This window comes from Ramlibacter cellulosilyticus, from assembly GCF_014297465.1.
GTDB classification, from domain to species: Bacteria; Pseudomonadota; Gammaproteobacteria; order Burkholderiales; family Burkholderiaceae_C; genus Ramlibacter; species Ramlibacter cellulosilyticus.
This window is the reverse complement of the sequence record NZ_JACORT010000013.1, coordinates 59,399-82,192: the sequence shown is the minus strand read 5'-3', so window position 1 is coordinate 82,192 and position 22,794 is coordinate 59,399. Positions and strand designations below refer to the sequence as shown.

Genomic DNA, 22,794 nt, shown 5'->3' with positions numbered 1-22,794 from the left:
AGTCTCCATGAACGCAGCCATCCCCACCGCGCAGGTCCGCGAACAGCTCTATCGCGACATGGACCGCCACCACCTCACCCCGCTGTGGGAGGTGCTGCATGCGCTGGTGCCGCCGAGCCCGAAGACGCCTTGCGTGCCCGCGCTTTGGAAGTACGAGGAGGTGCGCCCCTTCCTGATGCGCGCCGGCGACGCGATCACGGCGGAAGAAGCGGTGCGGCGCGTGCTGATCCTGGAGAACCCGAGCCTGCGCGGCCAGTCGTGCATCACGCAGTCGCTCTACGCGGGCCTGCAGCTGATCCTGCCCGGCGAAGTCGCCCCCAGCCACCGGCACACGCAGAGCGCGCTGCGCTTCATCGTCGAAGGCCGCGGCGCCTATACCGCCGTCGACGGCGAACGCACCACCATGCAGCCGGGCGATTTCATCATCACCCCGAGCTGGACCTGGCACGACCACGGCCACGAGGCCGACGAACCGGTCGTGTGGCTCGATGGCCTCGACATCCCGATGCTGCGCTTCTTCGACGCGGGCTTCGCGCAGAACGACACCAGCAAGTCGCAGCAGGTGACACGGCCCGAAGGCGCGAGCTTCGCGCGCTACGGGCACAACATGGTGCCGGTGCGCCACGACCCGCCTTTCGGCAAGACCTCGCCGATCTTCAGCTATCCCTACGAGCGCAGCCGCGAGGCGCTGGAGCAGCTGGAGCGCCACGGTCCCGTCGACGCGTGGGACGGCTTCAAGCTGCGCTACGTGAACCCGCTCACCGGCGGCTGGACGATGCCGACCATCGGCACGTTCATGCAGCGCCTGCCCGCCGGCTTCGAGGGCCAGGGCTGGCGCCAGACCGATGGCGCCGTGTACAGCGTGGTGGAAGGCGAAGGCGAAGTGCTCATCACCGGCGAGCGCGGCGAATCCCGCTACGCCTTCGGCCCGCGCGATCACTTCGTGGTGCCGTCGTGGCACACTGCGCGCCTCTCCAGCCGTGCCGGCTGCGTGCTGTTCAGTTTTTCCGACCGCCCGGTGCACGAGGCCCTGGGCATCCACAGAGAAGAAAGGTTGTCATGAGCTACGTCTTCAACCCCGCACCGCAAGTGTCCGTGCCGGTCGTCGGCCGCGCCGAGCGCTTCCCCGTGCGCCGCATCTACTGCGTGGGCCGCAACTACGTGGAGCATGCCAAGGAGATGGGCTTCACCGGCCGCGAGGCGCCGTTCTTCTTCTTCAAGCCCGCGGATGCCACGGTGGTGGTGCCGGCCGGCGAGACGGCCACCATCCGCTACCCGAGCCTGACGAAGGACCTGCACCACGAGATCGAGCTGGTCGCGTGCATCGGCACCGGCGGCAAGAACATCAAGGCCGCCGACGCGCGCAAGCACATCTTCGGCTACGCCGTGGGCCTGGACATGACCCGCCGCGACCTGCAGGGCGAGCAGAAGAAGCTCGGCCGCCCGTGGGAGATCGGCAAGTCGTTCGAGGAGTCGGCGCCCATCGGCCCGATCACGCCGGCGGACCAGGCGGGCGACATCGAGAACGCCGAGATCTGGGTGCAGGTGAACGGCAAGGACCGCCAGCGCAGCAACGTGTCCAAGTTGATCTGGAACATCGGCGAGATCATCGAGCACATCTCCGCCGCGTGGGACCTCGCGCCCGGCGACCTGATCTACACGGGCACGCCCGAAGGCGTGGCGGCCGTGGTGGCGGGCGACACGCTCGTGGGCGGCGTGGGCAACCTCACCGGCATCACGGTGAAGGTCCAGGGCGCCTGATCGTTTCCCCCCGCGGCCGCCTGCACGGCGGCCGCTATGATCGCGCGGCACGCCCCGCCGCGCGGTCCGACGCGCGCGGCCCTCGAAAAACACAACGAAGAGGAGTCCCGTTTGCGCGTCCTGGAATCGCTGGCGAAGTTCTGCGCCATCCTCGCCGGCTTCATCCTCACCGGCATCACCCTCATGACCTGCGCCAGCCTGATCGGGCGCAACACCACGGGCACGACGCTGGTCGGCGACTTCGAGCTCACGGGGGTGGCGGCGGGCGCGGCGATCGCCCTCTTCCTGCCCTGGTGCCAGGCCAGGCGCAGCAACATCATCGTCGACTTCTTCACCGCGAAGGCGAGCGAGCGCACCAATGCGCGCCTCGACCGGCTCGGTGCCCTGCTGCTGGGGCTCGCCGTCGCCCTGCTCGCGTGGCGCGCGGCGATCGGCGGCCTGAGCTCGTGGCGCGCGCAGTCCACCACGATGATGCTCGGCTTCCCCGAGTGGATCGTGTATGCCTGCATGGTGCCGCCCCTGGTCCTCACCGCCGTGATCGGCATCTGGCAAGGCGTGTTCGGGTTCGGGACGGAGGTGCATGAATGAGCCCCCTGGCCCTGAGCGGACTCATCTTCGGGGTCATGCTGGTGCTGATGGCGATCCGCACGCCGATCGCCATCTCCATGTTCATCGCCGGCTGCGTGGGCTACGTGCTGCAGGCGGGCCTCGCGCCGCTGGAGAACTTCCTCAACACGCAGGCCTTCGCGCGCTTCGCGAGCTACGACCTGTCGGTAATCCCGCTGTTCATCCTGATGGGGCAGTTCGCCACGCAGGGCGGCATCTCCAAGGCCTTGTTCGAGTTCGCGAGCGCGGTCATGTCGCGCTTCCGCGGCGGACTGGCCATGGCGGCCGTGATGGCGTGCGCGGCCTTCGGCGCGATCTGCGGCTCCTCGGTCGCGACGGCCGCGACCATCACCTCGGTCGCCCTGCCCGAACTCAAGCGCCACGGCTATTCGGGCCGGCTCGCCACCGGCACGCTCGCCGCCGGCGGCACGCTGGGCATCCTGATCCCGCCCTCGGTGCCGCTCGTGATCTACGCCATCCTCGCGGAACAGAACATCGCCAAGCTGTTCGCCGCCGCCATGGTACCGGGGGTGATCGCGATGGTGGGCTACATGATCGCCATCGCGATCTACGTGCGCCTCGTGCCCGGGCACGCGCCGGAGCACGAGGAAGCCTCGCGCATGACGGTGCACGCCCTCGGCGGCGTGGTGCCCATCGCCTTCATCTTCGTGCTGGTCTTCGGCGGCATCTACGGCGGCCTCTTCACGCCCACCGAAGGTGCGGCGGTCGGCGCCGCGTCCACCTTCGTCGCGGCGCTGCTCAAGCGCGAGATGACGTGGCAGAAGTTCAAGCACTGCTTCTACGCCACGGCCGAAGGCTCCGCGATGATCTTCATGATCTTCATCGGCGCCGACGTGATGAACGCGGCGCTGGCCCTCACGCAGGTGCCCGCGCAACTCGCCAGCGTCGTGAGCGGCTGGGGACTGGCGCCCGTGGCCGTGGTCGCGGCCATCCTGCTGTTCTACGTGGTGCTGGGCGCGGTGATGGACGAACTGTCCATGATCCTGCTGACGATCCCCATCTTCTTCCCGCTCGTCATGTCGCTCGACTTCGGCATGTCCAAGGAATACACGGCGATCTGGTTCGGGATCATGGTGCTCATGACCGTGGGCTTCGGCCTGCTCGCGCCGCCGGTCGGACTGAACGTGTACGTGGTGAACGGCATGGCGCGCGACATCCCGATCTGGGAGAGCTACCGCGGCGTGATGCCTTTCCTCGTGAGCGACACGATCCGCACCATCGTGCTGCTCTTGTTCCCATCCATCTCGCTGTGGCTGGTGAAATACGTGGGATAGCGCTGCGGGAAAGCCCCCTACTCGCTCGCGCAGCGCTGGAGTACCGTTCCGCGGCTTTCACCCTTGGGAGTCCCCGCCATGGTCCAACGCAGAACGATCCTCCGCTCCGGCGCCGCTGCGGCGCTCGGCGCTTCCGCCCTCTCCGGCTTCGCGCAGCAGTCGGTCACGCTCAAGTTCCACACCTTCATGGCGCCCACGTCCAACGTGTGGCTGAACATGCACAAGGCCTGGATGGACAAGGTGGAGAAGGACTCCGGCGGCCGCATCAAGTTCGAGGCCTATCCCGCCATGCAGCTGGGAGGCACGCCGGTGCAGCTGTACGACCAGGCGCGCGACGGCGTCGTCGACATCGTCTGGACGCTCCCCGGCAACACCGCAGGCCGCTTCCCGCGCGTGGAAGTGTTCGAGCTCCCCTTCATGATGAGCAATGCGGAGGCCACGTCCAAGGCGTACTGGGAGTACGTGCAGACGCTCGCGCCGGACGAATTCAAGGAGACGCAGGTGATCGCGCTGCACGTGCACGGCCCGGGCGTGATCCACACGGCGGACAAGCCGGTGCACAGCGTCGGCGACATGCGCGGCCTGAAGGTGCGCGCGCCCACGCGCCAGGTGACGAAGCTGGTGGGCTCGCTCGGCGCCACGCCGGTGGGCATGCCGCTGCCGCAGATCCCCGACGCGCTGTCCAAGGGCACCATCAACGGCTGCGTGATCCCGTGGGAGGTGGTGCCTTCGGTGAAGGTGCACGAGCTCACCAAGTACCACGCGGAGTTCGATCCCGCCGGCGGCTCGCTCTACACGACCACCTTCGTGATGGCGATGAACAAGGCCAAGTACGGCAGCCTGCCGCCGGACCTGAAGAAGATCATCGATGCCAACTCCGGCATGGCGACTTCCGCCTGGCTGGGCAAGGTGCAGCAGGGCGGCGACGCGGCGGGGCGCAAGGCGGCCAGCGACCGCGGCAACACCATCTTCAAGGTCAGCGCCGCCGAGGCGCAGGAGTTCCGCCGCCGCTCGCGGCAGATCGAGGTGGAGTGGGTCGAGGACATGAACAAGCGCGGCCACGACGGCCGCAAGCTGCTCGATACCGCGCGCGCGCTCATCGACAAGCACATGAAGACGACCAAGGCGTAAACTCGAAGCAGTCCATTCCCCACGAGGGCTCCTGCGGGAGCCCTCGTCATGTCGTGACCGTCCTGCGCAGCCCCATCAAGCATTGCCGCAACTGCGGCGCCGGCGTCGTCTACCGCGTGCCCGACGACGGCGATACGCACGAGCGCGCGGTCTGCCCGGCGTGCGACACCATCCATTACGAGAACCCGCTGAACGTCGTCGGCACGGTGCCGTGGCTGGACGACCGCGTGCTGCTGTGCAAGCGCAACATCGAGCCGCGCTGGGGCAAGTGGACGCTGCCCGCGGGCTTCATGGAACTCGGCGAGAGCACCGCCGAAGGCGCGGCGCGCGAGACGCACGAGGAAGCCGGCGCGCAGATCGAGATGGAAGGCCTCTTCACGGTGCTGAGCGTGCCGCGCGTGGGCCAGGTGCACCTGTTCTACCGGGCGCGGCTCCTGAGCGACGTGTTCGACCCGGGCTTCGAGACCATCGAGGCGCGCCTCTTCCGCGAGGACGAGATCCCCTGGGAGGAGATCGCCTTCCGCACGGTGAAGGAGACGCTGCAGCGCTTCTTCGAGGACCGTGCACGCGGCCATTTCGGCGTGCACGCCTTCGACATCGTCTAGGAGCCCGGGCTCCAGCCGCGTCAGGGCGCCTGCTGGGGCCCCTGGCGGACCTTCCCTTCCTCGCGCAGGCGCACTTCCTCGCGGTGCTTCACGCACAGCGGATGGCTGCGGGCGCCCGGCTTGGCGCAGTTCTCGGCCAGGCAGGACTCCTTGGCGAGCAGGAACTTGTCGCGGCACTGGTCGACGGCGGCGAGATTGCCGTTGCTGGCCACCGGCGGCGGCAGCGGCTTGGGCACCGGCTCCGGATCGACGCGTGCGGGCGCCGCGGGAGACGCCGGGCGCACGGGCTCGGGTGCCACGGGGGTCGTCGCGCGGGCCACGCGCGCCGGCTGGCTCGCCGCCTTGCGCGGCGCGGCGGCCGGCGCCGCGGCCTTCGCTGCAGGTGCCGCGGCAGGCGGCGCCGCGGGCATGGGCGTGTCCGGCGGGTTGGCAGCGGCAGCCAGCGTGGCGGCGGGCGGCGCCGCCGGTGCGGGAACGTCGACGGGCGCCGGCGGCGGCGCCGCCGCGGTGCCGGAGCTCCCGGCCGGCGCGCCGGGCGCGGCCAGCACGGGCACGTCGGCCGGCGGAGGCGCTTCGGGCGCCTTGCCGCGCGTGAGCGCCACGGCGAGCAGGCCCGCGACGGCGATCGCGCCGACGCCGGCGAGCACGGCCACGGGAAGCTTCTTCTTCGCGGGCGGCGGCGGCAGGCTGTCGGTATCGTCGTCGGCCACGCGGCGCGCGCGCGGCGCCGCTGCGGGCGCAGGCGCCGGCGGCATGATCTCGGTGGCCGGGAACTCGGATTCGGCCGGGGTCGATTCCGGCTCCGCGGCGGGGCGCTTGCCCGGGGACAGGGCCGCGCCGACGGCGGCCGCATAAGAGGCGGCGGCCGCCGCGCTGGAGAGCGTCGCTGCCTTGGCGACACCCGGCTGCAACGGCGTCGCGGCAGCGGGCTGTGCGGCCGGCGCAGGGGGCGCCAGCGCTGCCGCCTGCGCGGGCACCGGAGCCGGCGCAGCCGCCTTCTGGATCACCGTGTTGGTGAACTCCTCCTGGACCCACTGGGCGGGGCGCGGCTGCGAGAGGTCCGCGCCGACCGCGGGACGCGAGGTGTCCGTGCGCAGGCGCGTGGCCTCGTTGTCCGGGAACTGCGTCGCGAAGGTGCTGCCCGTGCCCGGATAGGCCCCCGCGGGCGGTGCGGCGGGGCGGCTGGGCGTGGTCGCGTTCGCCGGCGTGCTGGTGCCGATCACCGTCGTGGAGTCGCCCCCCACGAGCTTGCGCAGGCGGCGCCGCGCCAGGTCCGCGTAGATGCCGTCGGGGAACTTGTCCAGGAAACCCTGCAGGTCCTCGACGTCGGCGGAGTCCTTGACGTCCTTCCAGTAGACCAGCTCGAGTTCCTGCGTGACCGAACTCGCCCCGCCGATGGAAGGCGCGGTGCTCAGGCCCGGCTGCGGCGGGACGGTGCCGGGACGCGTGAGCGGTCGCGAGCCCGGTTCCTGCCGGCGGTTGGGATTCAGCGGCGGGACCACCGTCTGGTCCTCGGCGCGGCGGATCGCCGCCTGCAGCGCCACCGCGAAGTCGCGGGCGGTGGCGAAGCGTTCCTCGCGCGTCTTGGCCAGCGCGCGCGCCACCACGGCGTCCAGCGCCGCAGGGAGGCGCGGGTTCACCGAGCTCGGAGGCGGCGGGTGGTGGCCGATGATCTGGTGGATGATCGAGAAGTCGTTGTCGCCGTCGAAGGGGCGCTTGTCGGTGAGCAGCTGGTACAGCACCACGCCGACGGAGAAGAGGTCCGCGCGCGAATCGATCTTCTGGCCCTGCACCTGCTCGGGGGCCATGTACTTCAGCGTGCCCACCATGCTGCCCTGCGTGCGCGTGGCCTCGCCGGAGTCCTGGATGCGCGCCACGCCGAAGTCGGTGAGCTTCACGCGCCCGCCCGGCTCGATCAGCAGGTTGGCGGGCTTGATGTCGCGGTGGACGATGCCCTGCTTGTGCGCGTAGTCGAGCGCGCTGAGCAGGTCGCGCACGATCTTGAGCGACTGCTCCAGCGAATAGCGCACCCCGCGGTCGAGGTGGTGCTTGAGGTCGTCGCCCTGGATGTACTCCATGACCAGGAAGGCGACGTCGCCGTCGCGGTCGGAGTCGTAGACGCTGACGATGTTGGGGTGCTGCAGGCGCGCGGCGGAGCGCGCCTCCGTGCGGAAGCGGTGCTCGTATTCCGCGGCCGCCTCCTCGGAGAGGTTCTCGACCTTGACGGTCTTGATGGCGACGCGGCGGTCCAGGTTGGGATCGCGGCCTTCGTACACCACGCCCATGGCACCCTTGCCGAGGACACGGAGCACTTCGTACCGTCCCAGCTTCTTCAGAGTCACATCTGCGCCATGGGATACACGTGGAAACGCATTCTAGCCCCCGCCCTTCTTTACAAGGCCGAGTTCAGGCCCCTTCGTTACGGCCCGTTGTGCGTTTCGCACGCAGGAGGGCACGGGCATACGCCCGCGCGAAGTGGCGGTCGAGCAGCTGCCCTACCCATTCGTCCCCGCTGGACTGCCGCTCGGCGTAATCGCGCACGAATGCGTCCCAGGCCCGCGCCGATTCGAAGATGCGCGCGCCGCCCCCCAGCAGCCGCTTCTTGAGCGCTTCGGGCTCGAACTCCTGCAGCGTCGCGCGCACGGCCTCGCGCACCGCTTCCGCCATCGCCTGCTCGTGCGCGACGAGTTCCGTGGCCAGCTGCGCCATCGCGCGGTCGGGGGGCAGCAGGCCGCCGCGGGGCGGATGCCGGCCGAAAAGGTAGTCCAGCTTGTCCTCCACCGGCCCTTCGAGGCGCAGCGGGTTGAGCTCGCGCGGCTCCGCCAGCGTGCGGTCCTCGGAGCGCACGTCCCGGCGCGAAACGGCCGCGGCCTGCGCGGCCTGGAGCAGTGCCTGCGCCGCGATGCGCGTCACGCGCCCGAGGGCCTCGAGCTCGCCGCGCGTCAAGGCGTCCGGCGCGCCCGCGCCCAGGCCGCGCAGGAAGGGCTCCAGGTCCGTCGCCGGCTGCAGGTCGTCCGCATTCAGCGTGCCGCCGGGCGCGCCGGGGCCGAAGGTGCTCTGGAAGCCCCAGTCGCCGAAAGGATCGTCGGCATCCAGGTTGGCGGGGATCGTCTCGGGGCCGGCGTCGGGCACGAGCTGCGCCGCCGCGCGTTCGAACTCGGTCCAGGGATCGACCTCGCCGGGGATCGTCGTGTCCGGAACGTGCACGGGCACCACGGGCGCGACGACGATGCGGTAGGCGGACAAGGCCATCACCTCGCCCGGCCCGAGCACGCCGCGCGCGCCCGGCGGCAACTCGCCCGCGGCGACGTCGACGCCGTTCACGACGGACAGCACGTGGAAGTGCAGCAGGTCGCCCTCGTTCCACACGCTCAGGTGGCGGCGCGAGATGTTGCGTTCCGGGTCCGGCAGGCAGACGGCGCAGTCGTTGTCGCGCCCGAGGACCAGGGCCGGTTCGCCGCGCTCCAGCCGGCGGTGGACATCCAGCCCGGGGCCGGAGATGTGCAGGTCCAGCGCCATCGCTAGCTGTGGATCGAGAAGTTCGCGATGGGCGCCGCGTCGGCGTTGCGGTCGCAGCCGAAGGCGATCTGTCCCGCGCCGACCAGGTAGCACTCGGTGCGGCGCAGGACCACGGGTTCCGGATGGTTGCCGAAGTACACCCAGGTGCCGAAGCTGGACGCGTCGCTCAGCACGAAGTGGCCGCCGCGCCATTCCACCGTGGCGTGCGCGCGCGACACGCGCGAGTCGTTGAGGTTGATGTCCGCGGTGGCGGAGCGGCCGATGGTGACCGAATCGCCGCGCGACTGCAGCCGGCGCGTCTGGTCGCCGATGGTGATCTGGAGGTGGGCTTCGGCGGGCTGGCCGAACATCGACACGCCCATCACCGTCGCCTCCGCGTCGCGCTCCGGCTGCCACTCGACGCGGTACACCTCGGTGACCTCCGCCTTGCCGCGCAGGTACATGGGGCCGAGGCTGCGCAGCTTCTCCTGCTGCTCCGGCTGCAGGGCGTCGCGCACGCGCTGGGTGGTGAGGATCTGGTCGGCACCGGCGAGGTCCGCGAGGCGCGCCGCGCAATTGACGGCGTCGCCGTAGCAGTCGCCCTGGATCTCGACGACTTCGCCGGACTCGATCCCCATCTGCATCTGCACCGGCCGGCCGGTGCCGCCGGGGCGCACGGGCTTCTGCTGCAGGCGTTCCTGGATGGCGATGCAGGCGGTGAGCGCCTGTTCCTCGCTGGAGAAGACGACGAAGAGGCCGTCGCCGAGCAGCTTGACCACCCGGCCCTTGTGCTGCTCGAAGATCTTGGCCAGCGCCGTCGTGAGTGTCGTGACGAAGCGCCCGGCGGTCTCGTCGCCGAGCCGCTCGAAGATGCCCGTGCTCCCAACCAGGTCAGCGAATACGACGGAGGCCATGCGCGACCATTATGCAACGAGGGCAACGCATACGAAGAAGCCGGTTCGCCCTTGCGGGACGAACCGGCTTTCCGTTTTGTGGTCGGCGTGGCGGGATTCGAACTCGCGACCCCTTGCACCCCATGCAAGTGCGCTACCAGGCTGCGCTACACGCCGAAGCCCACGATTATAGCCGGGCGCGGAAGCCGGTTCCGGCATGTTCCCGACAATTTGCTTGCAGCATGCGCCGCAGCCGCGGTCAGTGGACGGAACTGAGCAGATCGCGGATCTCGAACAGCTCGCGCTTCAGCTGCTGCAGCTTGTAGGTGATGGCGTCGCGCTCTTCCGGCGCGGCGTCCTCGAACTGGCTTTCGCCGAAGGTGGATTCCTCGACCTCGATGACTTCCACGCCATCGAGCATGACCTCGCCGGCCCGGCGCTTGTCGCGCTCGACCTGCACGATTTCCTGCAGCTTGTTGCGGGCGCCGCTGATGGTGAAGCCCTGGTCGTACAGCAGGTCGCGGATGCGCCGGATCATCAGCACCTCGTGGTGCTGGTAGTAGCGCCGGTTGCCGCGCCGCTTCATGGGCCGAAGCTGCGTGAACTCCTGCTCCCAATACCGTAGCACGTGGGGCTTGACGCCACAGAGCTCGCTGACCTCACCGATGGTGAAGTAGCGCTTTGCGGGGATTGCCGGGAGGCCTTTCTCCATTGAAATCAAGGTACTAGGAGAGGAAGCTTCGAGGTTACTCTAAGTGGTGGGAACTGCAAAGCCGGCCCGGCGGAGGATGTTGCGGGCGGGCCGTGCGGTCGCGCTGCAGCGACAGCCGGGCGGCGGGCGGGCTTATTCCGCCCCGTTGCCGTTGCCCTGGATCTGTTCCTTGAGCTTGTGGCTGGCGTGGAAGGTCACCACGCGCCGCGCCTCGATGGGGATGGCCTCCCCCGTGCGCGGATTGCGGCCCGGCCGGGGCGCCTTGGTGCGGATCTGGAAGTTGCCGAAGCCCGAGATCTTGACGTCCTTGCCTTCCACGAGGCTCGCGGAGATCAGGTCGAAGAAGGCATCGATCATGTCCTTGGATTCGCGCTTGTTCAGCCCGATCTGCTCGAACAGCAGCTCCGCCAGCTGCGCCTTGGTGAGCGCAGGCGTCTCCAGGCTCTCGACCGCAAACTCCATGATGTCCTCTTGCTTGAGAGCTGTTGTTGTTGCGAGTTCGGCCATCGTCCTTTATCCCCTCAGGCGGCCTCCGAGTTGCGCGGTGACCCGCTCCACCACCGCGCGCACGGCCGCATCGATCTGCTCGTCGGTCAGTGTGGCGTCGCTGCGGGCGAGCGTCAAGCGAACGGCGAGGCTCTTCTCGTGCAGCGCGAGTCCGGCCGTCGCCTGCTGCGGCTTGTACACGTCGAAGAGGAAAGCGTCACGCAGCAGGCCGCCCGTGTCCGCCGAGCGGATCGCGGCGAGCAGCTGGTCGTGGGTGACCTTCTCGCCCACGATGACGGCGATGTCGCGTTCGGCCGGCTGGAAGCGCGGCACGGACTCGAACTGCGGCACCTCGCGTGCGGTGACGGCATCGAGGTCCAGCTCGAACAGCAGCGGCGTGTGGGGCAGTTCCCACTTCTGGCGCCAGCGGGGGTGCAACTCGCCGACCACCCCGACTTCGCGCCCTCCGATGCGGATCGCGGCGCAGCGGCCCGGATGCATGGCGGGGTGCGCCCCCGGCGCGAACTCCGCCTGCAGCGGCGCGAGCAGCGCCTGCACGTCGCCCTTCATGTCGTAGAAGTCGACGGCCGCCGCCTTGCGGCCCCATTGCAGGCCGTCCGGAGAACCGTAGGCCAGGCCCGCGACCTTCATGGGCTGGCGCACGCCGCGCACGGTCGTGTCGGTGGTCTGCACCGAGGCATCGCGGACGAAGACGCGACCGAGCTCGAAGACGCGCACGCGTTCGGCCTTGCGGTCCAGGTTGAACTTCAGCACCTGCAACAGCGACCCGAGCAGCGAGGAGCGCATCACGCTCATCTGGCTGGCGATGGGGTTCAGCAGCTGGATCGGGTCGGGGTTGCCGGCGAGGTCCTTCTCCCAGTGTTCCTCGACGAAGCTGAAGTTGATGGTCTCCTGGTAGCCCAGCGCGGCGAGGAGGCGGCGCACCGCGAAGCGGCTGCGTCGGTTCTCGGGCGGCAGCTTCGCCGTGATCGGGGCCAGGGGCGGCGTGGTGGGCAGCTGCTGGTAGCCGACGACGCGCACCACCTCCTCGATGAGGTCTTCCTCGATGGCGAGGTCGAAGCGGTAGGGAGGGGGCGTGACCGTGATCACGCCCTGCTGCGCCTTCGCGGGCAGCTGCAGGCGGCGGAACGCGTCGAGGCATTGCGCCTCGGTGATGGGCATGCCGATCACCTTCGCCGCGCGGGCGACGCGCAGCTGCACCGGCTTGCGCTCGGGCAGCTTCGCCACCTGGTCGTCCATCGGGCCGGCCTCGCCGCCGCAGATCTCGAGGATCAGGCGCGTGATGTGCTCGATGTGTTCGACGGTGAGGCTGGGGTCGACGCCGCGCTCGAAGCGGTGGCCGGCGTCGGTGGAGAAGTTGAAGCGGCGCGAGCGCCCTTGCACGGCTTCGGGCCACCAGAAGGCGGCCTCGACGTAGACGTTCCTCGTGTCGTCGGAGACGGCCGTGGCGTCGCCGCCCATGATGCCGGCGAGCGACTCGACCGCCTTGTCGTCGGCGATCACGCCGACCTTCTCGTCCACCTCGATCGTGTTGCCGTTCAGGAGCTTGAGCTGCTCGCCCTTGCGGCCCCAGCGCACGTCCAGGCCGCCGTGGATCTTGTCGAAGTCGAAGATGTGCGAGGGACGGCCGAACTCGAACATCACGTAGTTGGAGATGTCGACGAGTGCCGTCACGCTGCGCTGGCCGCAGCCGGCGAGGCGGTCGACCATCCACTGCGGCGTCTTCGCCTTCGTGTCCACGTTGCGGATCACGCGGCCGGAGAAGCGGCCGCAGAGGTCCGGGGCGCTGACCTTCACCTTCAGCTTCTGGTCGTGCTTCACGGGCGCGGGCTCGAACTTCGGCTCGATCAGGGGCGCACCCGTCAAGGCGGACAGCTCGCGCGCCACGCCGTAGACCGACAGCGCATGCGCGAGGTTGGGCGTGAGCTTCAGCGTGAAGACGTGGTCGTCGAGGTTCAGCACCTCGCGGATGTCCTTCCCGATCGGCGCATCGCCCGCCAGTTCGAGCAGGCCGCCGTGGTCCTCGCTCAGCTGCAGCTCGCGCGCCGAGCACAACATGCCCTGGCTCTCCACCCCGCGCAGCTTGCCCAGCTTGATGGCGAAGGGCTTGCCGTCCCCGCCCGGGGGGAGCTCGGCGCCCACGAGCGCCGTCGGCACGCGGATGCCCACGCGCGCATTCGGCGCGCCGCAGACGATGTTCAGCAGCGCGCCCTGCCCCACGTCCACCTGGCACACGCGCAGGCGGTCGGCGTTGGGGTGCTGCACGGCTTCCTTGATCTCGCCCACGACGACCCTGGTGAAGGGCGGCGCGAGCGGACGCAGGTCCTCCACCTCCAGCCCGCCCATGGTGAGCACGTCGGCGACTTCTTGCGTGGACAGCGGCGGGTTGCAGAACGCGCGCAGCCAGGACTCGGGGAATTGCATGTCTTTAGCGGAATTGCTTCAGGAAACGGATGTCGCCGTCGAAGAACAGGCGCAGGTCGTTCACGCCGTAGCGCAGCATGGTCAGGCGGTCCGGGCCCATGCCGAAGGCGAAGCCGATGTGCTTCTCGGGGTCCAGCCCCATGTTGCGCACCACCGTCGGGTGCACCTGGCCGGAGCCGGCGACTTCGAGCCAGCGGCCCGCCAGCGGCCCGCTCTGGAACTGGATGTCGATCTCGGCGGACGGCTCCGTGAACGGGAAGAAGCTGGGACGGAAGCGCAGCGCCAGGTCCTCGCTCTCGAAGAAGGTCCGGCAGAAGTCGGTGAAGACGACCTTCAGGTCCTTGAAGCTCACGTTCTCGCCGAGCCACAGGCCTTCGCACTGGTGGAACATCGGCGAGTGCGTCGCGTCGCTGTCCACGCGGTAGGTGCGGCCGGGGGCGATCACGCGGATCTCCGGCATGGGCTCGCCGCGCTCGACCGCCTCGGCGTAGCGCTTGATGTGCTGGTGGGCGTAGCGCACCTGCATCGGGCTGGTGTGCGGCCGCAGGTTGTAGGGGATGCCGTCGTCGCCGTCGATGTCCACGTAGAACGTGTCCTGCATCGAGCGCGCCGGGTGGTTGGGCGGGTTGTTCAGCGACGTGAAGCTGTGCCAGTCGCTCTCGACCTCGGGGCCGTCGGCCACGTCGAAGCCCATGCTGGCGAAGATCCGCTCGATGCGCTCCATGGTGAGCGACACGGGGTGCAGGCCGCCGGGTTCGCGCACGCGCCCGGGCAGCGAGACGTCCAGCGCCTCGGCCTTCAGCTGCGCTTCGAGCTCCGCGTCCGCGAGGGCCTGGCGGCGCTCGCCGAGGGCGGCCTCGATCGCCTGCTTCGCCTGGTTGATCGCCGCGCCGCGCGTCTTCTTCTCCTCCACGGAGAGGGCGGCCAGGCCCTTCATCAGCTCGGTGATGCGGCCGGACTTGCCGACGTACTGCGCCTTCGCGTTCTCCAGCTCCGCCGGGGTGGCGGCCTTGCCGAAGGCCTCGCGGGCCGAAACGACGATCGAATCGAATTCTTGGGTCATGCGAAAAAAACAGGGCTAGCGCTTCGCAGCCCTAGCCCTGTCCATATGGGTTTGCATCAGGCGCCCGGGGGCGCCCACCGCGAAACTCAGGCAGCCAGCTTGGCCTTCACCTGGTTCACGATGCCGGTGAACGCCGCCGGATCGTGCACGGCGATATCGGCGAGGACCTTGCGGTCGATGTCGATGCCGGCCTTGCGGATGCCGTTGGCGAACTGGCTGTAGGTCAGGCCGTTCGCACGCGCGGCGGCGTTGATACGGGCGATCCACAGCTGGCGGAAGACGCGCTTCTTGGCACGGCGGTCGCGGTAGGCGTACTGCCCCGCCTTCATCACCGCTTCCTTGGCGATGCGGAAGACGTTGCCGCGGCGGCCGCGGAAACCCTTGGCGAGGGCGAGGACCTTCTTGTGACGGGCGCGAGCCGTTACACCACGTTTGACGCGAGGCATGTGTGTTTTCCTTTCGTCAGTGGGTTACAGGCCGGCGAAGGGCAGCATCTGCGCCATGTGACCCATGTTGGTCTCATGCACAGCGACCGCACCGCGCAGGTGGCGCTTGTTCTTGGTGGTCTTCTTGGTCAGGATGTGGCGCTTGAAAGCCTGGCCACGCTTGACCGTCCCGCCGGGACGCACGCGGAAGCGCTTCTTCGCTCCGCTCTTGGTCTTCATCTTGGGCATTGCTGCTCCTTCTCTTCTTGTGCTCGTGAGGCGTCACGGAAAACTTCCGTGCCTTGATGGCCCCGAGCCACTTGTTCGGCGCCCGAAGGCGCCAGGAGGCGCAAAGGCCTCCCCTCCGCCGCCACCGCGGCGCGAACACCGTGATGGCTTTGAAACTCTCCTACGCCGTGGTCGCCGGCGAACCGGCGGCTTCGGCGGCGGGCTTGGCAGGACCCGCCTTCTTCTTGCCCGGCGCGATCATCATGATCATCTGCCGGCCTTCCAGCTTCGGGAACTGCTCCACGACGATGGTGTCGCCGAGGTCGTCCCGGATGCGCTGCAGCAGCGCCATGCCGATTTCCTGGTGCGTGATCTCGCGGCCGCGGAAGCGCAGCGTGATCTTGCACTTGTCGCCCTCTTCCAGGAACCGGCGGATGTTGCGCAGCTTGATGTTGTAGTCGCCGTCGTCCGTTCCGGGCCGGAACTTGATTTCCTTGACCTCGATGACCTTCTGCTTCGACTTCGCTTCCGCCGCCTTCTTCTGTTCCTGGTACTTGAACTTGCCGTAGTCCATCAGCCGGCAAACCGGCGGATTGGCGGTGGCGGCGATTTCAACCAGGTCCACGTCGAGTTCGCCTGCCATCCGCAGGGCTTCCTGCAGGCTCACGATCCCCAGGGGCTCGTTGTTGGGTCCGCTCAGGCGGACTTCCGGGGCCATGATCTCCCGGTTCAGGCGGTGCTTGCGTTCCTCGCGGTGGCGGCGGTCGCGAAATTCAGTAGCGATGGTCTTCTATCCTTATTCCAATAAACAACTACAGTATCTGTAGCAACACCGTCAGCACGGGCGCGGGCTCCAGCGTGGTCAACGCCTGGCAGCCAGGTCCTCGGCGATCCTCTGGGAGAACGCGTCGAGGCTCATCACCCCCAGGTCCTTGTTGCCCCGGGCGCGCACGGCGACGGCACCAGCCGCCTTCTCCTTGTCGCCGACGACGAGGAGGTAGGGCGGCTTTTGCAGCGAATGCTCCCGTATTTTATACGTGATCTTCTCGTTGCGCAGATCCGTCTCCACCCTAAGCCCTTGATTCCTCAGCGATTTGGCGATGTCCCGGGCGTAGTCGGCCTGGCCGTCGGTGATGTTGAGGACCACGGCCTGCACCGGCGCCAGCCAGGCGGGGAGCGCCCCGGCGTGCTGCTCGATCAGGATGCCGATGAAGCGCTCCATGCTGCCCACGATGGCCCGGTGCAGCACCACGGGGCGGTGGCGGTTGCCGTCCTCGCCCACGTACTCGGCGTCCAGGCGCGTCGTCAGGTTGAAGTCGACCTGCATCGTGCCGACCTGCCACTGGCGGCCGATCGCGTCCTTGAGCGTGTACTCGATCTTGGGGCCGTAGAAGGCGCCGTCGCCGGGGGCGATCGCGAACTCGCAGCCCGAGCGGCGCAGCGACTCCATCAGTGCCTCTTCCGCGCGGTCCCACTGCTCGTCGGAGCCGATGCGCGCCTCCGGCCGCGTGGCGACCTTGTAGATGATCTCCGTGAAGCCGAAGTCGCGGTAGACCTTGTGCAGCACCTGCGTGAATTCGACGCACTCCGGCAGGATGTGGTCTTCCGTGCAGAAGATGTGCCCGTCGTCCTGCGTGAAGCCGCGCACGCGCATGATGCCGTGCAGGCCGCCCGAGGGCTCGTTGCGGTGGCACTGGCCGAACTCGCCGTAGCGCAGCGGCAGGTCGCGGTAGCTCTTCACGCCCTGCTTGAAGATCAGCACGTGGCCGGGGCAGTTCATCGGCTTCAGCGCGTACTCGCGCTTCTCCGATTCCGTGACGAACATGTTCTCGCGGTACTTGTCCCAGTGGCCCGTCTTCTCCCACAGGCCCTTGTCCAGGATCTGCGGCCCCTTGACCTCCTGGTAGCCGTTGTCGCGGTAGACCTGGCGCATGTACTGCTCCACGGCCTGCCACACGGCCCAGCCCTTGGGGTGCCAGAACACGACGCCGGGCGCATGGTCGTCGATGTGGAAGAGGTCCAGCTCGCGGCCGAGGCGCCGGTGGTCGCGCTTCTCGGCCTCTTCCAGCATCGTCAGGTACTGCTGCAGTTCCTCCTTGCTGGCCCACGCCGTGCCGTACACCCGCTGCAGCATCTCGTTGCGGTGGTCGCCGCGCCAGTAGGCGCCCGCCACCTTCATGAGCTTGAAATGCTTCAGCTTGCCCGTGCTGGGCACGTGCGGGCCGCGGCACAGGTCCTCGAAGCCGCCTTCGGCGTAGAGGGAGACGTCCTCGCCGGCCGGGATGCTGCCGATGATTTCCGCCTTGTAGTTCTCGCCCATGTCGCGGAAATGCTTCACGGCTTCGTCCCGCGGCAGCACCCGGCGCGTGACCGGCTCGTCCTTGGCGGCGAGCTCGCCCATGCGCTTCTCGATGGCCGCGAGGTCCTCGGGCGTGAAGGGGCGCTTGTAAGCGAAGTCGTAGTAGAAGCCGTTCTCGATGACCGGGCCGATCGTCACCTGGGCCTCGGGGTAGAGCTCCTTCACCGCATAGGCCAGCAGGTGGGCCGTCGAGTGGCGGATCACGTCCAGGCCTTCGGGGTCCTTGGCCGTGAGGATGGAGACCCTGGCGTCGCGGTCGATGCGGTAGGCCGTGTCGACGACCTTGCCGTCGACCTTGCCTGCGAGCGCCGCCTTGGCCAGGCCGGCGCCGATGGAGGCGGCCACCTCGCCCACCGTGAGCGGGGCGGGGTATTCGCGTTGCGAGCCGTCGGGAAGCGTGATGTGGATCATGGTGTGCAGGATCTGTCCGGAAATGAAAAAAGCGCGGCGGCAGCCGCGCTTTCTATTCCTGGGACGAGGATCGTGGACGCGCGACTACCCGGCCGCTAGCGGGCCGTGGAACCTTCCGTGGTAGTTCGCGGTGTCATAACCATGATGCCTTTCTCGCCCTTGTTGCCGGTCCGTGCTGGATCCGCCGGACCATTCTAACCCACGGGCACGTGGCCCGTGCCGTGGCAGCGCGCGCATTCGGTGATCACCGTCTGCTTCTCGACCTCGAACTTCTCGTTGATGTTCTCGCTGTCGAAGCGCAGCTGCCCCACCCCGTCGCAGTCCGGGCAGGGCTTGCCCCCGCTCAGGTTCTGCATGTTGAAGACGCCCGTCGTTTCCTCGGTCGAAGATGCCATGGCCACCTCCTGTACGGCTGATAGCCCGACTGTAGCGAGGCGCGCGGCAAAGACAAGGCCCGGGGCGCGCGGCCGCGGCCGCCGCGCCTAGAAGACGATCGTCGCGACCGGGACCCAGCAACGCCAGGCAAAGCGCGCGTTCGGAGCCGGCGCGCCGTTCGCGCCCCAGCTGAAGACGTCGATCACCACGTCGCTCGCGACGGACGCGATGCGCGCGGTGAGGAAGACCGGGGAACTCCCCAGGGCCGTGGTGACGAAGCTCACGGGCGCGACGTAGCCGGCCGGCCGCTCGGAGGAACACACGTACTGACTGAGCTTCCACGTCAGGCGCCCGGCCCCGTCGGTCGTCGCCTGGCCTCCGAGATCGAGCGTGTCGTTGAAGAAGCACCGCGCGGGCACCTCGCCACTGCCGCCGAGGCCGGGATCGAAGACGACCGGCGTGCGGTCCACCTCGTGGACCCTGGCATTCGGCGTCGGCCGGTACACGGCGTCGCGTTCGATGAAGTTGAGCCCGGGAAAGTCCAGGCCCAAGTCGAGGAGCAGCTTCCTGAGCGCCTCGAGAGTCTTCTGCGGAGGCTTCGCAACCATGATCCCCTCCTCGGCGTGTCGGCAGCGGGCGCGGCATGGCCCGGGGTGCCACCCGGGCCAATGTAGCCACGCCCGGGCCGAAGGCAATCCCGCGGACAGGGGACCGCAGGAGGCCTGGCAGGGGCGGCGGCCCGCCTCAGGCCGCCTTCTTCTGCGCCGCGTGGTCGTCGAAGAACTGCTCGTCCTCGGTGGAGCCCTTCAGGGCGGCGGTGGAGGCGTTCGCCTCGATCGTGGTCGTCACGGCGTCGAAGTAGCCCGTGCCCACCTCGCGCTGGTGCTTCACGGCGGTGAAGCCCTTGTCGGCGGCGGCGAACTCCTTCTGCTGCAGTTCCACGAAGGCGCTCATGTTGTTGCGGGCGTAGCCGTACGCCAGGTCGAACATCGAGTAGTTCAGGCTGTGGAAGCCCGCCAGCGTGATGAACTGGAACTTGTAGCCCATGGCGCCCAGCTCCTTCTGGAACTTGGCGATGGTCGCGTCGTCGAGGTTCTTCTTCCAGTTGAAGGACGGCGAGCAGTTGTAGGCCAGCAGCTTGCCCGGGAACTTCGCGTGGATCGCGTCGGCGAAGTCCTTGGCGAACTTCAGGTCCGGCGTGCCGGTCTCGCACCAGATCAGGTCCGCCACCTCGGCGTACGCGAGGCCGCGGCTCACGGCCTGGTCGAAGCCCTTGCGGGTGCGGAAGAAGCCTTCGACCGTGCGCTCGCCCGTGCAGAACGGCTGGTCGACCGGGTCGACGTCGCTCGTCACCAGGTCGGCGGCTTCCGCGTCGGTGCGGGCCAGCAGGATCGTGGGCGTGCCCATCACGTCGGCCGCCAGGCGCGCGGCGACCAGCTTGGCCACGGCCTCGCGCGTCGGCACGAGCACCTTGCCGCCCATGTGGCCGCACTTCTTGACGGACGCGAGCTGGTCCTCGAAGTGCACGCCGGCGGCGCCCGCCTCGATCATGGCCTTCATCAGCTCGAAGGCGTTCAGCACGCCGCCGAAGCCCGCTTCCGCGTCGGCCACGATGGGCGCGAAGTAGTCGACGTAGCCCTCGTCGCCCGGGCCCTTGCCTTCGCTCCACTGGATCTGGTCGGCGCGCTGGAAGGTGTTGTTGATCTTCTTCACGACCTTCGGCACGGAGTCCACCGAGTACAGCGACTGGTCGGGGTACATCTCGCCGTTGCTGTTGGCGTCGCCCGCGACCTGCCAGCCGGAGAGGTAGATGCCCTTCAGGCCCGCCTTGACCTGCTGCATGGCCTGGTTGCCGGTGAGCGCGCCCAGCGTGTTCACGAAGGGTTCCGTGTTCAGCAGGGTCCACAGCTTCTCGGCGCCGCGGCGGGCGAGCGTGTGCTCGATCGCGAGGGAGCCGCGCAGCTTCACCACGTCCGCGGCGCTGTAGCCGCGCTTGATGCCCTTCCAGCGCGGGTTCTCCGCCCAGTCCTTCTCGAGCTGGGCGATCTGCTGTTCGCGGGTCAGGTGGGTCCAGTGGGTCATGGTTCTCTCCGGTGCGGTTGATGTGAAACCTGGGGCGGCCGCGATGCGTGCCGCGATGAGAGAACTCTAAGTCTTGTAGAAGACTTCGTGGGGCTCTTGTGTCTTATACAAGACTAAATATTTTCTGCAGAGGAATCAATGACTTGCAAGAGCCTTTCCGCAATGCGGCATCTGCTTTCTTGTATTGAGAAATTTTGCGGCGCCGCACCATCGACCAATCCCGCAATGCGGAATGCCTTTCACGATGTGTGAAACACGATCCAGTCGCCGTGGCCGATCACCTGCCGGTCCTTCACGCGCGCCGGGTTCACCTCGTACACCAGGCAGGTCACGGTCCCGCCCTGCACCGCGATGTCGACCTCGCGCTTGAAGTACTCGCTGTCGGCGCCGGGCACGATCTGCTCGATCTCGTCGAGCACCGCCTCGAGTTCGGGCGTGATGCGGTACACCTCGCCCACGACGGTGACGGCTTCCTCGCCCCCGAGCGTGAGGCCCGGATACCAGTCGATGTGGTACAGCACGCCGCGCACCTCGCCCATGCCGACGTACTCCGGCGGGGGCTGCAGGCGGTTGATGTCGTTGCGGCCGCCGCGGCGCAGCGTGCCGTAGACGAAGACGTGGCGTTCGGGGGCTTGAGGCATGATCCGGCGTTTTCGCGCCCGCCATTGTCGATGAGCCTCGTTCCGAGCCGGCCCCTCGCCTACGCCTGCCTCGCGCTCAGCATGTCGCTGGTGGGCAGCTACGTCGCCCTCTCCAAGCCGCTCGCGGCCGCCTTCCCGGTCTTCCTGCTCGCATGGCTGCGCTTCGGCATCGGCGGCCTCGCCATGCTGCACTGGCTGCGCAAGCCGGCGAACGAGGCGCCGCTCACCGCGCGCACGAAGCGCCTCCTGTTCCTCGAGTCCTTCCTCGGCAACTTCCTGTTCTCGCTGTGCATGCTGTTCGGCGTGAGCCTGACCAGCGCAGTGTCGGCCGGCGTGATCATGGCCGCCATTCCCGCCACGGTGGCGCTCCTGAGCTGGATCTTCCTGCGCGAACGCATCACGGCGCGCACGTGGACGGCCATCGCGTGCGCCGCGGCCGGCATCGGGCTGCTCGCCTTCGCGAAGCCCGCCCACGCGCCCGCCGGTGCGGAGCAAGGCAGCAGCCTCGCGTGGCTCGGCAACCTGCTCGTGCTGGGCGCGGTGGTCTGCGAGGCGTCGTATGCCGTGATCGGCAAGGCGCTCACGGGCGTGCTGGGGCCCAAGCGCATCACCTCGCTCATCAACCTCTGGGGTTTCGCCCTCGTGACGCCCTTCGGCGTGTACGCCGCTCTGCGCTTCGACTTCGCCGCTGTCGCCCCCGGCGCCTGGGTGCTGCTCGTGTTCTACGCGCTCGCCGCGAGCGTGTGGACGGTGTGGCTCTGGATGACCGGACTGAAGGTGGTGCCCGCGGCGCAGGCCGGCGTGTTCACCGCCATGCTGCCGGTTTCCGCTGCGCTGGTGGGCGTGCTGGTGCTCGGGGAGTCGCTCGGTGCGGTGCAGATGCTCGCTTTCGCCTCCGCGCTCGCGGGCGTGGTGCTCGCGACGGCCCCGCGCAGGAGCTAGCGCAGCGCTTCGCGCGCCGCGCACGGAGCTGCCGCGAGAGCGAAATCTCCAGTGGCGGCGCGATGTTGATCGCGCTTCCTCTCGCAGTGCGTGAGCAGTGGGCGCGCCTCGTTTCTCCTCTGGAGAGACGCTCTCGCAGGCTCGCATCGCGCGTCCGCAGGCGCGCTCCAGAGGGCGGATGGCTCATCTCCAGAGGGAAAACGGGGTGTTCCCCTTAGAGAAAAAGCAACATCTCCGAGTGAAAAACCGTCGTTTCCCCTTTGACGCGTCCCTTTTCTCCCTTAGCATCCGCACTGCCAGTGAGTGCAGTGTTTCGCTGGTGTGATTCATCAACTTCTAGAAGGAAATCGATCATGGCAACTGCAAAGAAGGCGGCGAAGAAGGCGCCGGCGAAGAAGGCGGCTCCGGCGAAGAAGGCTGCCGCGAAGAAGGCGGCTCCGGCGAAGAAGGCCGCAGCGAAGAAGGCCCCGGCCAAGAAGGCGGCCCCGGCCAAGAAGGCAACTGCGAAGAAGGCGGCTCCGGCGAAGAAGGCCGCTCCCGCGAAGAAGGCCGCCAAGGCCCCCGCGAAGAAGCGCACGCCGAACGCGGCGTTCATGAAGCCGCTGACCCCGGACGCGTCCCTGTCCGCCGTGGTGGGTTCCAACCCCCTGCCGCGCACCGAGATCGTGTCCAAGCTGTGGGCCTACATCAAGAAGAACAAGCTGCAGGACCAGCAGAACAAGCGCATGGTCAACGCCGACGACAAGCTCCGTGCTCTGTTCGGCAAGGGCCAGGTGTCGATGTTCGAGATGGCTGGCCTGATCGGCAAGCACGTCAAGTAATCGGGCTTCCCGATC

Annotated in this window: 23 protein-coding genes and 1 tRNA gene; 8 read left to right on the top strand and 16 right to left on the bottom strand. The window is 68.4% G+C overall.

The annotated features are described in order from the left end of the window. The first annotated feature begins 7 nt into the window (after positions 1 to 7). The 6 genes from gtdA to H8N03_RS23560 all read left to right on the top strand — a co-directional run bounded on the left by gtdA (position 8) and on the right by H8N03_RS23560 (position 5,398). A complete protein-coding gene (gene gtdA, locus H8N03_RS23585) occupies positions 8 to 1,063 on the top strand; it encodes a gentisate 1,2-dioxygenase (protein WP_187078680.1) in 1,056 nt (351 codons plus the stop codon). Then, complete coding sequence (locus H8N03_RS23580; RefSeq protein ID WP_187078679.1) at positions 1,060 to 1,761, top strand: fumarylacetoacetate hydrolase family protein; 702 nt, start codon at positions 1,060 to 1,062, stop codon at positions 1,759 to 1,761. The genes gtdA and H8N03_RS23580 overlap by 4 nt, the downstream gene beginning before the upstream one ends. A gap of 111 nt (positions 1,762 to 1,872) precedes the next feature. Next, entirely contained in the window at positions 1,873 to 2,349 is a 477-nt protein-coding gene (locus H8N03_RS23575) for a TRAP transporter small permease (protein WP_187078678.1), read from the top strand. Next, entirely contained in the window at positions 2,346 to 3,662 is a 1,317-nt protein-coding gene (locus H8N03_RS23570; protein ID WP_187078677.1) for a TRAP transporter large permease, read from the top strand. The genes H8N03_RS23575 and H8N03_RS23570 overlap by 4 nt, the downstream gene beginning before the upstream one ends. A 78-nt stretch (positions 3,663 to 3,740) precedes the next feature. Further along, a complete protein-coding gene (locus H8N03_RS23565; RefSeq protein ID WP_187078676.1) occupies positions 3,741 to 4,793 on the top strand; it encodes a TRAP transporter substrate-binding protein in 1,053 nt (350 codons plus the stop codon). Between the two features lie 53 nt (positions 4,794 to 4,846). Beyond that, positions 4,847 to 5,398, top strand: coding sequence for an NUDIX hydrolase (locus H8N03_RS23560; protein WP_187078675.1), 552 nt, complete (start codon positions 4,847 to 4,849; stop codon positions 5,396 to 5,398). A 20-nt stretch (positions 5,399 to 5,418) separates the two neighbouring features. Here the strand turns inward: H8N03_RS23560 and H8N03_RS26560 are convergent, their stop codons facing one another. From H8N03_RS26560 to H8N03_RS23480, 16 genes are all read right to left on the bottom strand, one after another. Beyond that, positions 5,419 to 7,740, bottom strand: coding sequence for a serine/threonine-protein kinase (locus tag H8N03_RS26560; RefSeq protein WP_187078674.1), 2,322 nt, complete (start codon positions 7,738 to 7,740; stop codon positions 5,419 to 5,421). 64 nt (positions 7,741 to 7,804) lie between these two features. Then, the gene (locus H8N03_RS23550) at positions 7,805 to 8,917 is read right to left on the bottom strand and encodes a type VI secretion system-associated FHA domain protein (RefSeq protein WP_187078673.1); all 1,113 of its coding nucleotides are present in this window, start codon (positions 8,915 to 8,917) and stop codon (positions 7,805 to 7,807) included. A 2-nt stretch (positions 8,918 to 8,919) separates the two neighbouring features. Continuing rightward, positions 8,920 to 9,810 (bottom strand): adenylate/guanylate cyclase domain-containing protein, encoded by an 891-nt coding sequence (locus H8N03_RS23545; RefSeq protein ID WP_187078672.1) that lies wholly within the window; start codon positions 9,808 to 9,810, stop codon positions 8,920 to 8,922. A gap of 79 nt (positions 9,811 to 9,889) precedes the next feature. Next, positions 9,890 to 9,966 (bottom strand) — tRNA-Pro (locus H8N03_RS23540). Positions 9,967 to 10,048: 82 nt separating this feature from the next. Further along, positions 10,049 to 10,501: a MerR family transcriptional regulator gene (locus H8N03_RS23535; protein ID WP_187078671.1), complete on the bottom strand. Its 453-nt coding sequence runs from the start codon at positions 10,499 to 10,501 to the stop codon at positions 10,049 to 10,051. Between the two features lie 132 nt (positions 10,502 to 10,633). Further along, positions 10,634 to 10,963, bottom strand: coding sequence for an integration host factor subunit alpha (locus H8N03_RS23530; protein WP_187078670.1), 330 nt, complete (start codon positions 10,961 to 10,963; stop codon positions 10,634 to 10,636). A gap of 51 nt (positions 10,964 to 11,014) precedes the next feature. Beyond that, complete coding sequence (pheT, locus tag H8N03_RS23525) at positions 11,015 to 13,432, bottom strand: phenylalanine--tRNA ligase subunit beta (protein WP_187078669.1); 2,418 nt, start codon at positions 13,430 to 13,432, stop codon at positions 11,015 to 11,017. A gap of 4 nt (positions 13,433 to 13,436) precedes the next feature. Continuing rightward, positions 13,437 to 14,495 carry a phenylalanine--tRNA ligase subunit alpha gene (gene pheS, locus H8N03_RS23520; RefSeq protein ID WP_187078668.1) on the bottom strand — a complete coding sequence of 353 codons (1,059 nt, stop codon included), beginning with the start codon at positions 14,493 to 14,495 and terminating at the stop codon, positions 13,437 to 13,439. Between the two features lie 86 nt (positions 14,496 to 14,581). Next, complete coding sequence (gene rplT / locus H8N03_RS23515; RefSeq protein ID WP_187078667.1) at positions 14,582 to 14,941, bottom strand: 50S ribosomal protein L20; 360 nt, start codon at positions 14,939 to 14,941, stop codon at positions 14,582 to 14,584. 24 nt (positions 14,942 to 14,965) lie between these two features. Beyond that, positions 14,966 to 15,169, bottom strand: coding sequence for a 50S ribosomal protein L35 (gene rpmI, locus H8N03_RS23510; RefSeq protein WP_013901101.1), 204 nt, complete (start codon positions 15,167 to 15,169; stop codon positions 14,966 to 14,968). Positions 15,170 to 15,329: 160 nt separating this feature from the next. Beyond that, positions 15,330 to 15,932 (bottom strand): translation initiation factor IF-3, encoded by a 603-nt coding sequence (gene infC / locus H8N03_RS23505; protein ID WP_187078726.1) that lies wholly within the window; start codon positions 15,930 to 15,932, stop codon positions 15,330 to 15,332. A 78-nt stretch (positions 15,933 to 16,010) separates the two neighbouring features. Further along, on the bottom strand, positions 16,011 to 17,918 hold the full coding sequence (thrS, locus tag H8N03_RS23500) for a threonine--tRNA ligase (RefSeq protein WP_187078666.1): 1,908 nt from the start codon (positions 17,916 to 17,918) through the stop codon (positions 16,011 to 16,013). Between the two features lie 194 nt (positions 17,919 to 18,112). Beyond that, a complete protein-coding gene (locus tag H8N03_RS23495; RefSeq protein WP_187078665.1) occupies positions 18,113 to 18,313 on the bottom strand; it encodes a hypothetical protein in 201 nt (66 codons plus the stop codon). An 87-nt stretch (positions 18,314 to 18,400) separates the two neighbouring features. Then, on the bottom strand, positions 18,401 to 18,901 hold the full coding sequence (locus H8N03_RS23490; protein WP_187078664.1) for a hypothetical protein: 501 nt from the start codon (positions 18,899 to 18,901) through the stop codon (positions 18,401 to 18,403). Positions 18,902 to 19,037: 136 nt separating this feature from the next. Then, positions 19,038 to 20,375 (bottom strand): isocitrate lyase, encoded by a 1,338-nt coding sequence (gene aceA / locus H8N03_RS23485; protein WP_435531686.1) that lies wholly within the window; start codon positions 20,373 to 20,375, stop codon positions 19,038 to 19,040. 239 nt (positions 20,376 to 20,614) lie between these two features. Beyond that, positions 20,615 to 21,016, bottom strand: coding sequence for a gamma-glutamylcyclotransferase family protein (locus H8N03_RS23480; protein ID WP_187078663.1), 402 nt, complete (start codon positions 21,014 to 21,016; stop codon positions 20,615 to 20,617). A gap of 30 nt (positions 21,017 to 21,046) precedes the next feature. Here H8N03_RS23480 and H8N03_RS23475 point away from each other — a divergent pair, with 30 nt between their 5' ends. Both H8N03_RS23475 and H8N03_RS23470 read left to right on the top strand, forming a co-directional pair. Next, complete coding sequence (locus H8N03_RS23475) at positions 21,047 to 21,958, top strand: DMT family transporter (RefSeq protein WP_187078662.1); 912 nt, start codon at positions 21,047 to 21,049, stop codon at positions 21,956 to 21,958. 353 nt (positions 21,959 to 22,311) lie between these two features. Further along, positions 22,312 to 22,779 (top strand): SWIB/MDM2 domain-containing protein, encoded by a 468-nt coding sequence (locus H8N03_RS23470; protein WP_187078661.1) that lies wholly within the window; start codon positions 22,312 to 22,314, stop codon positions 22,777 to 22,779. The last annotated feature ends 15 nt before the right edge of the window (positions 22,780 to 22,794 follow it).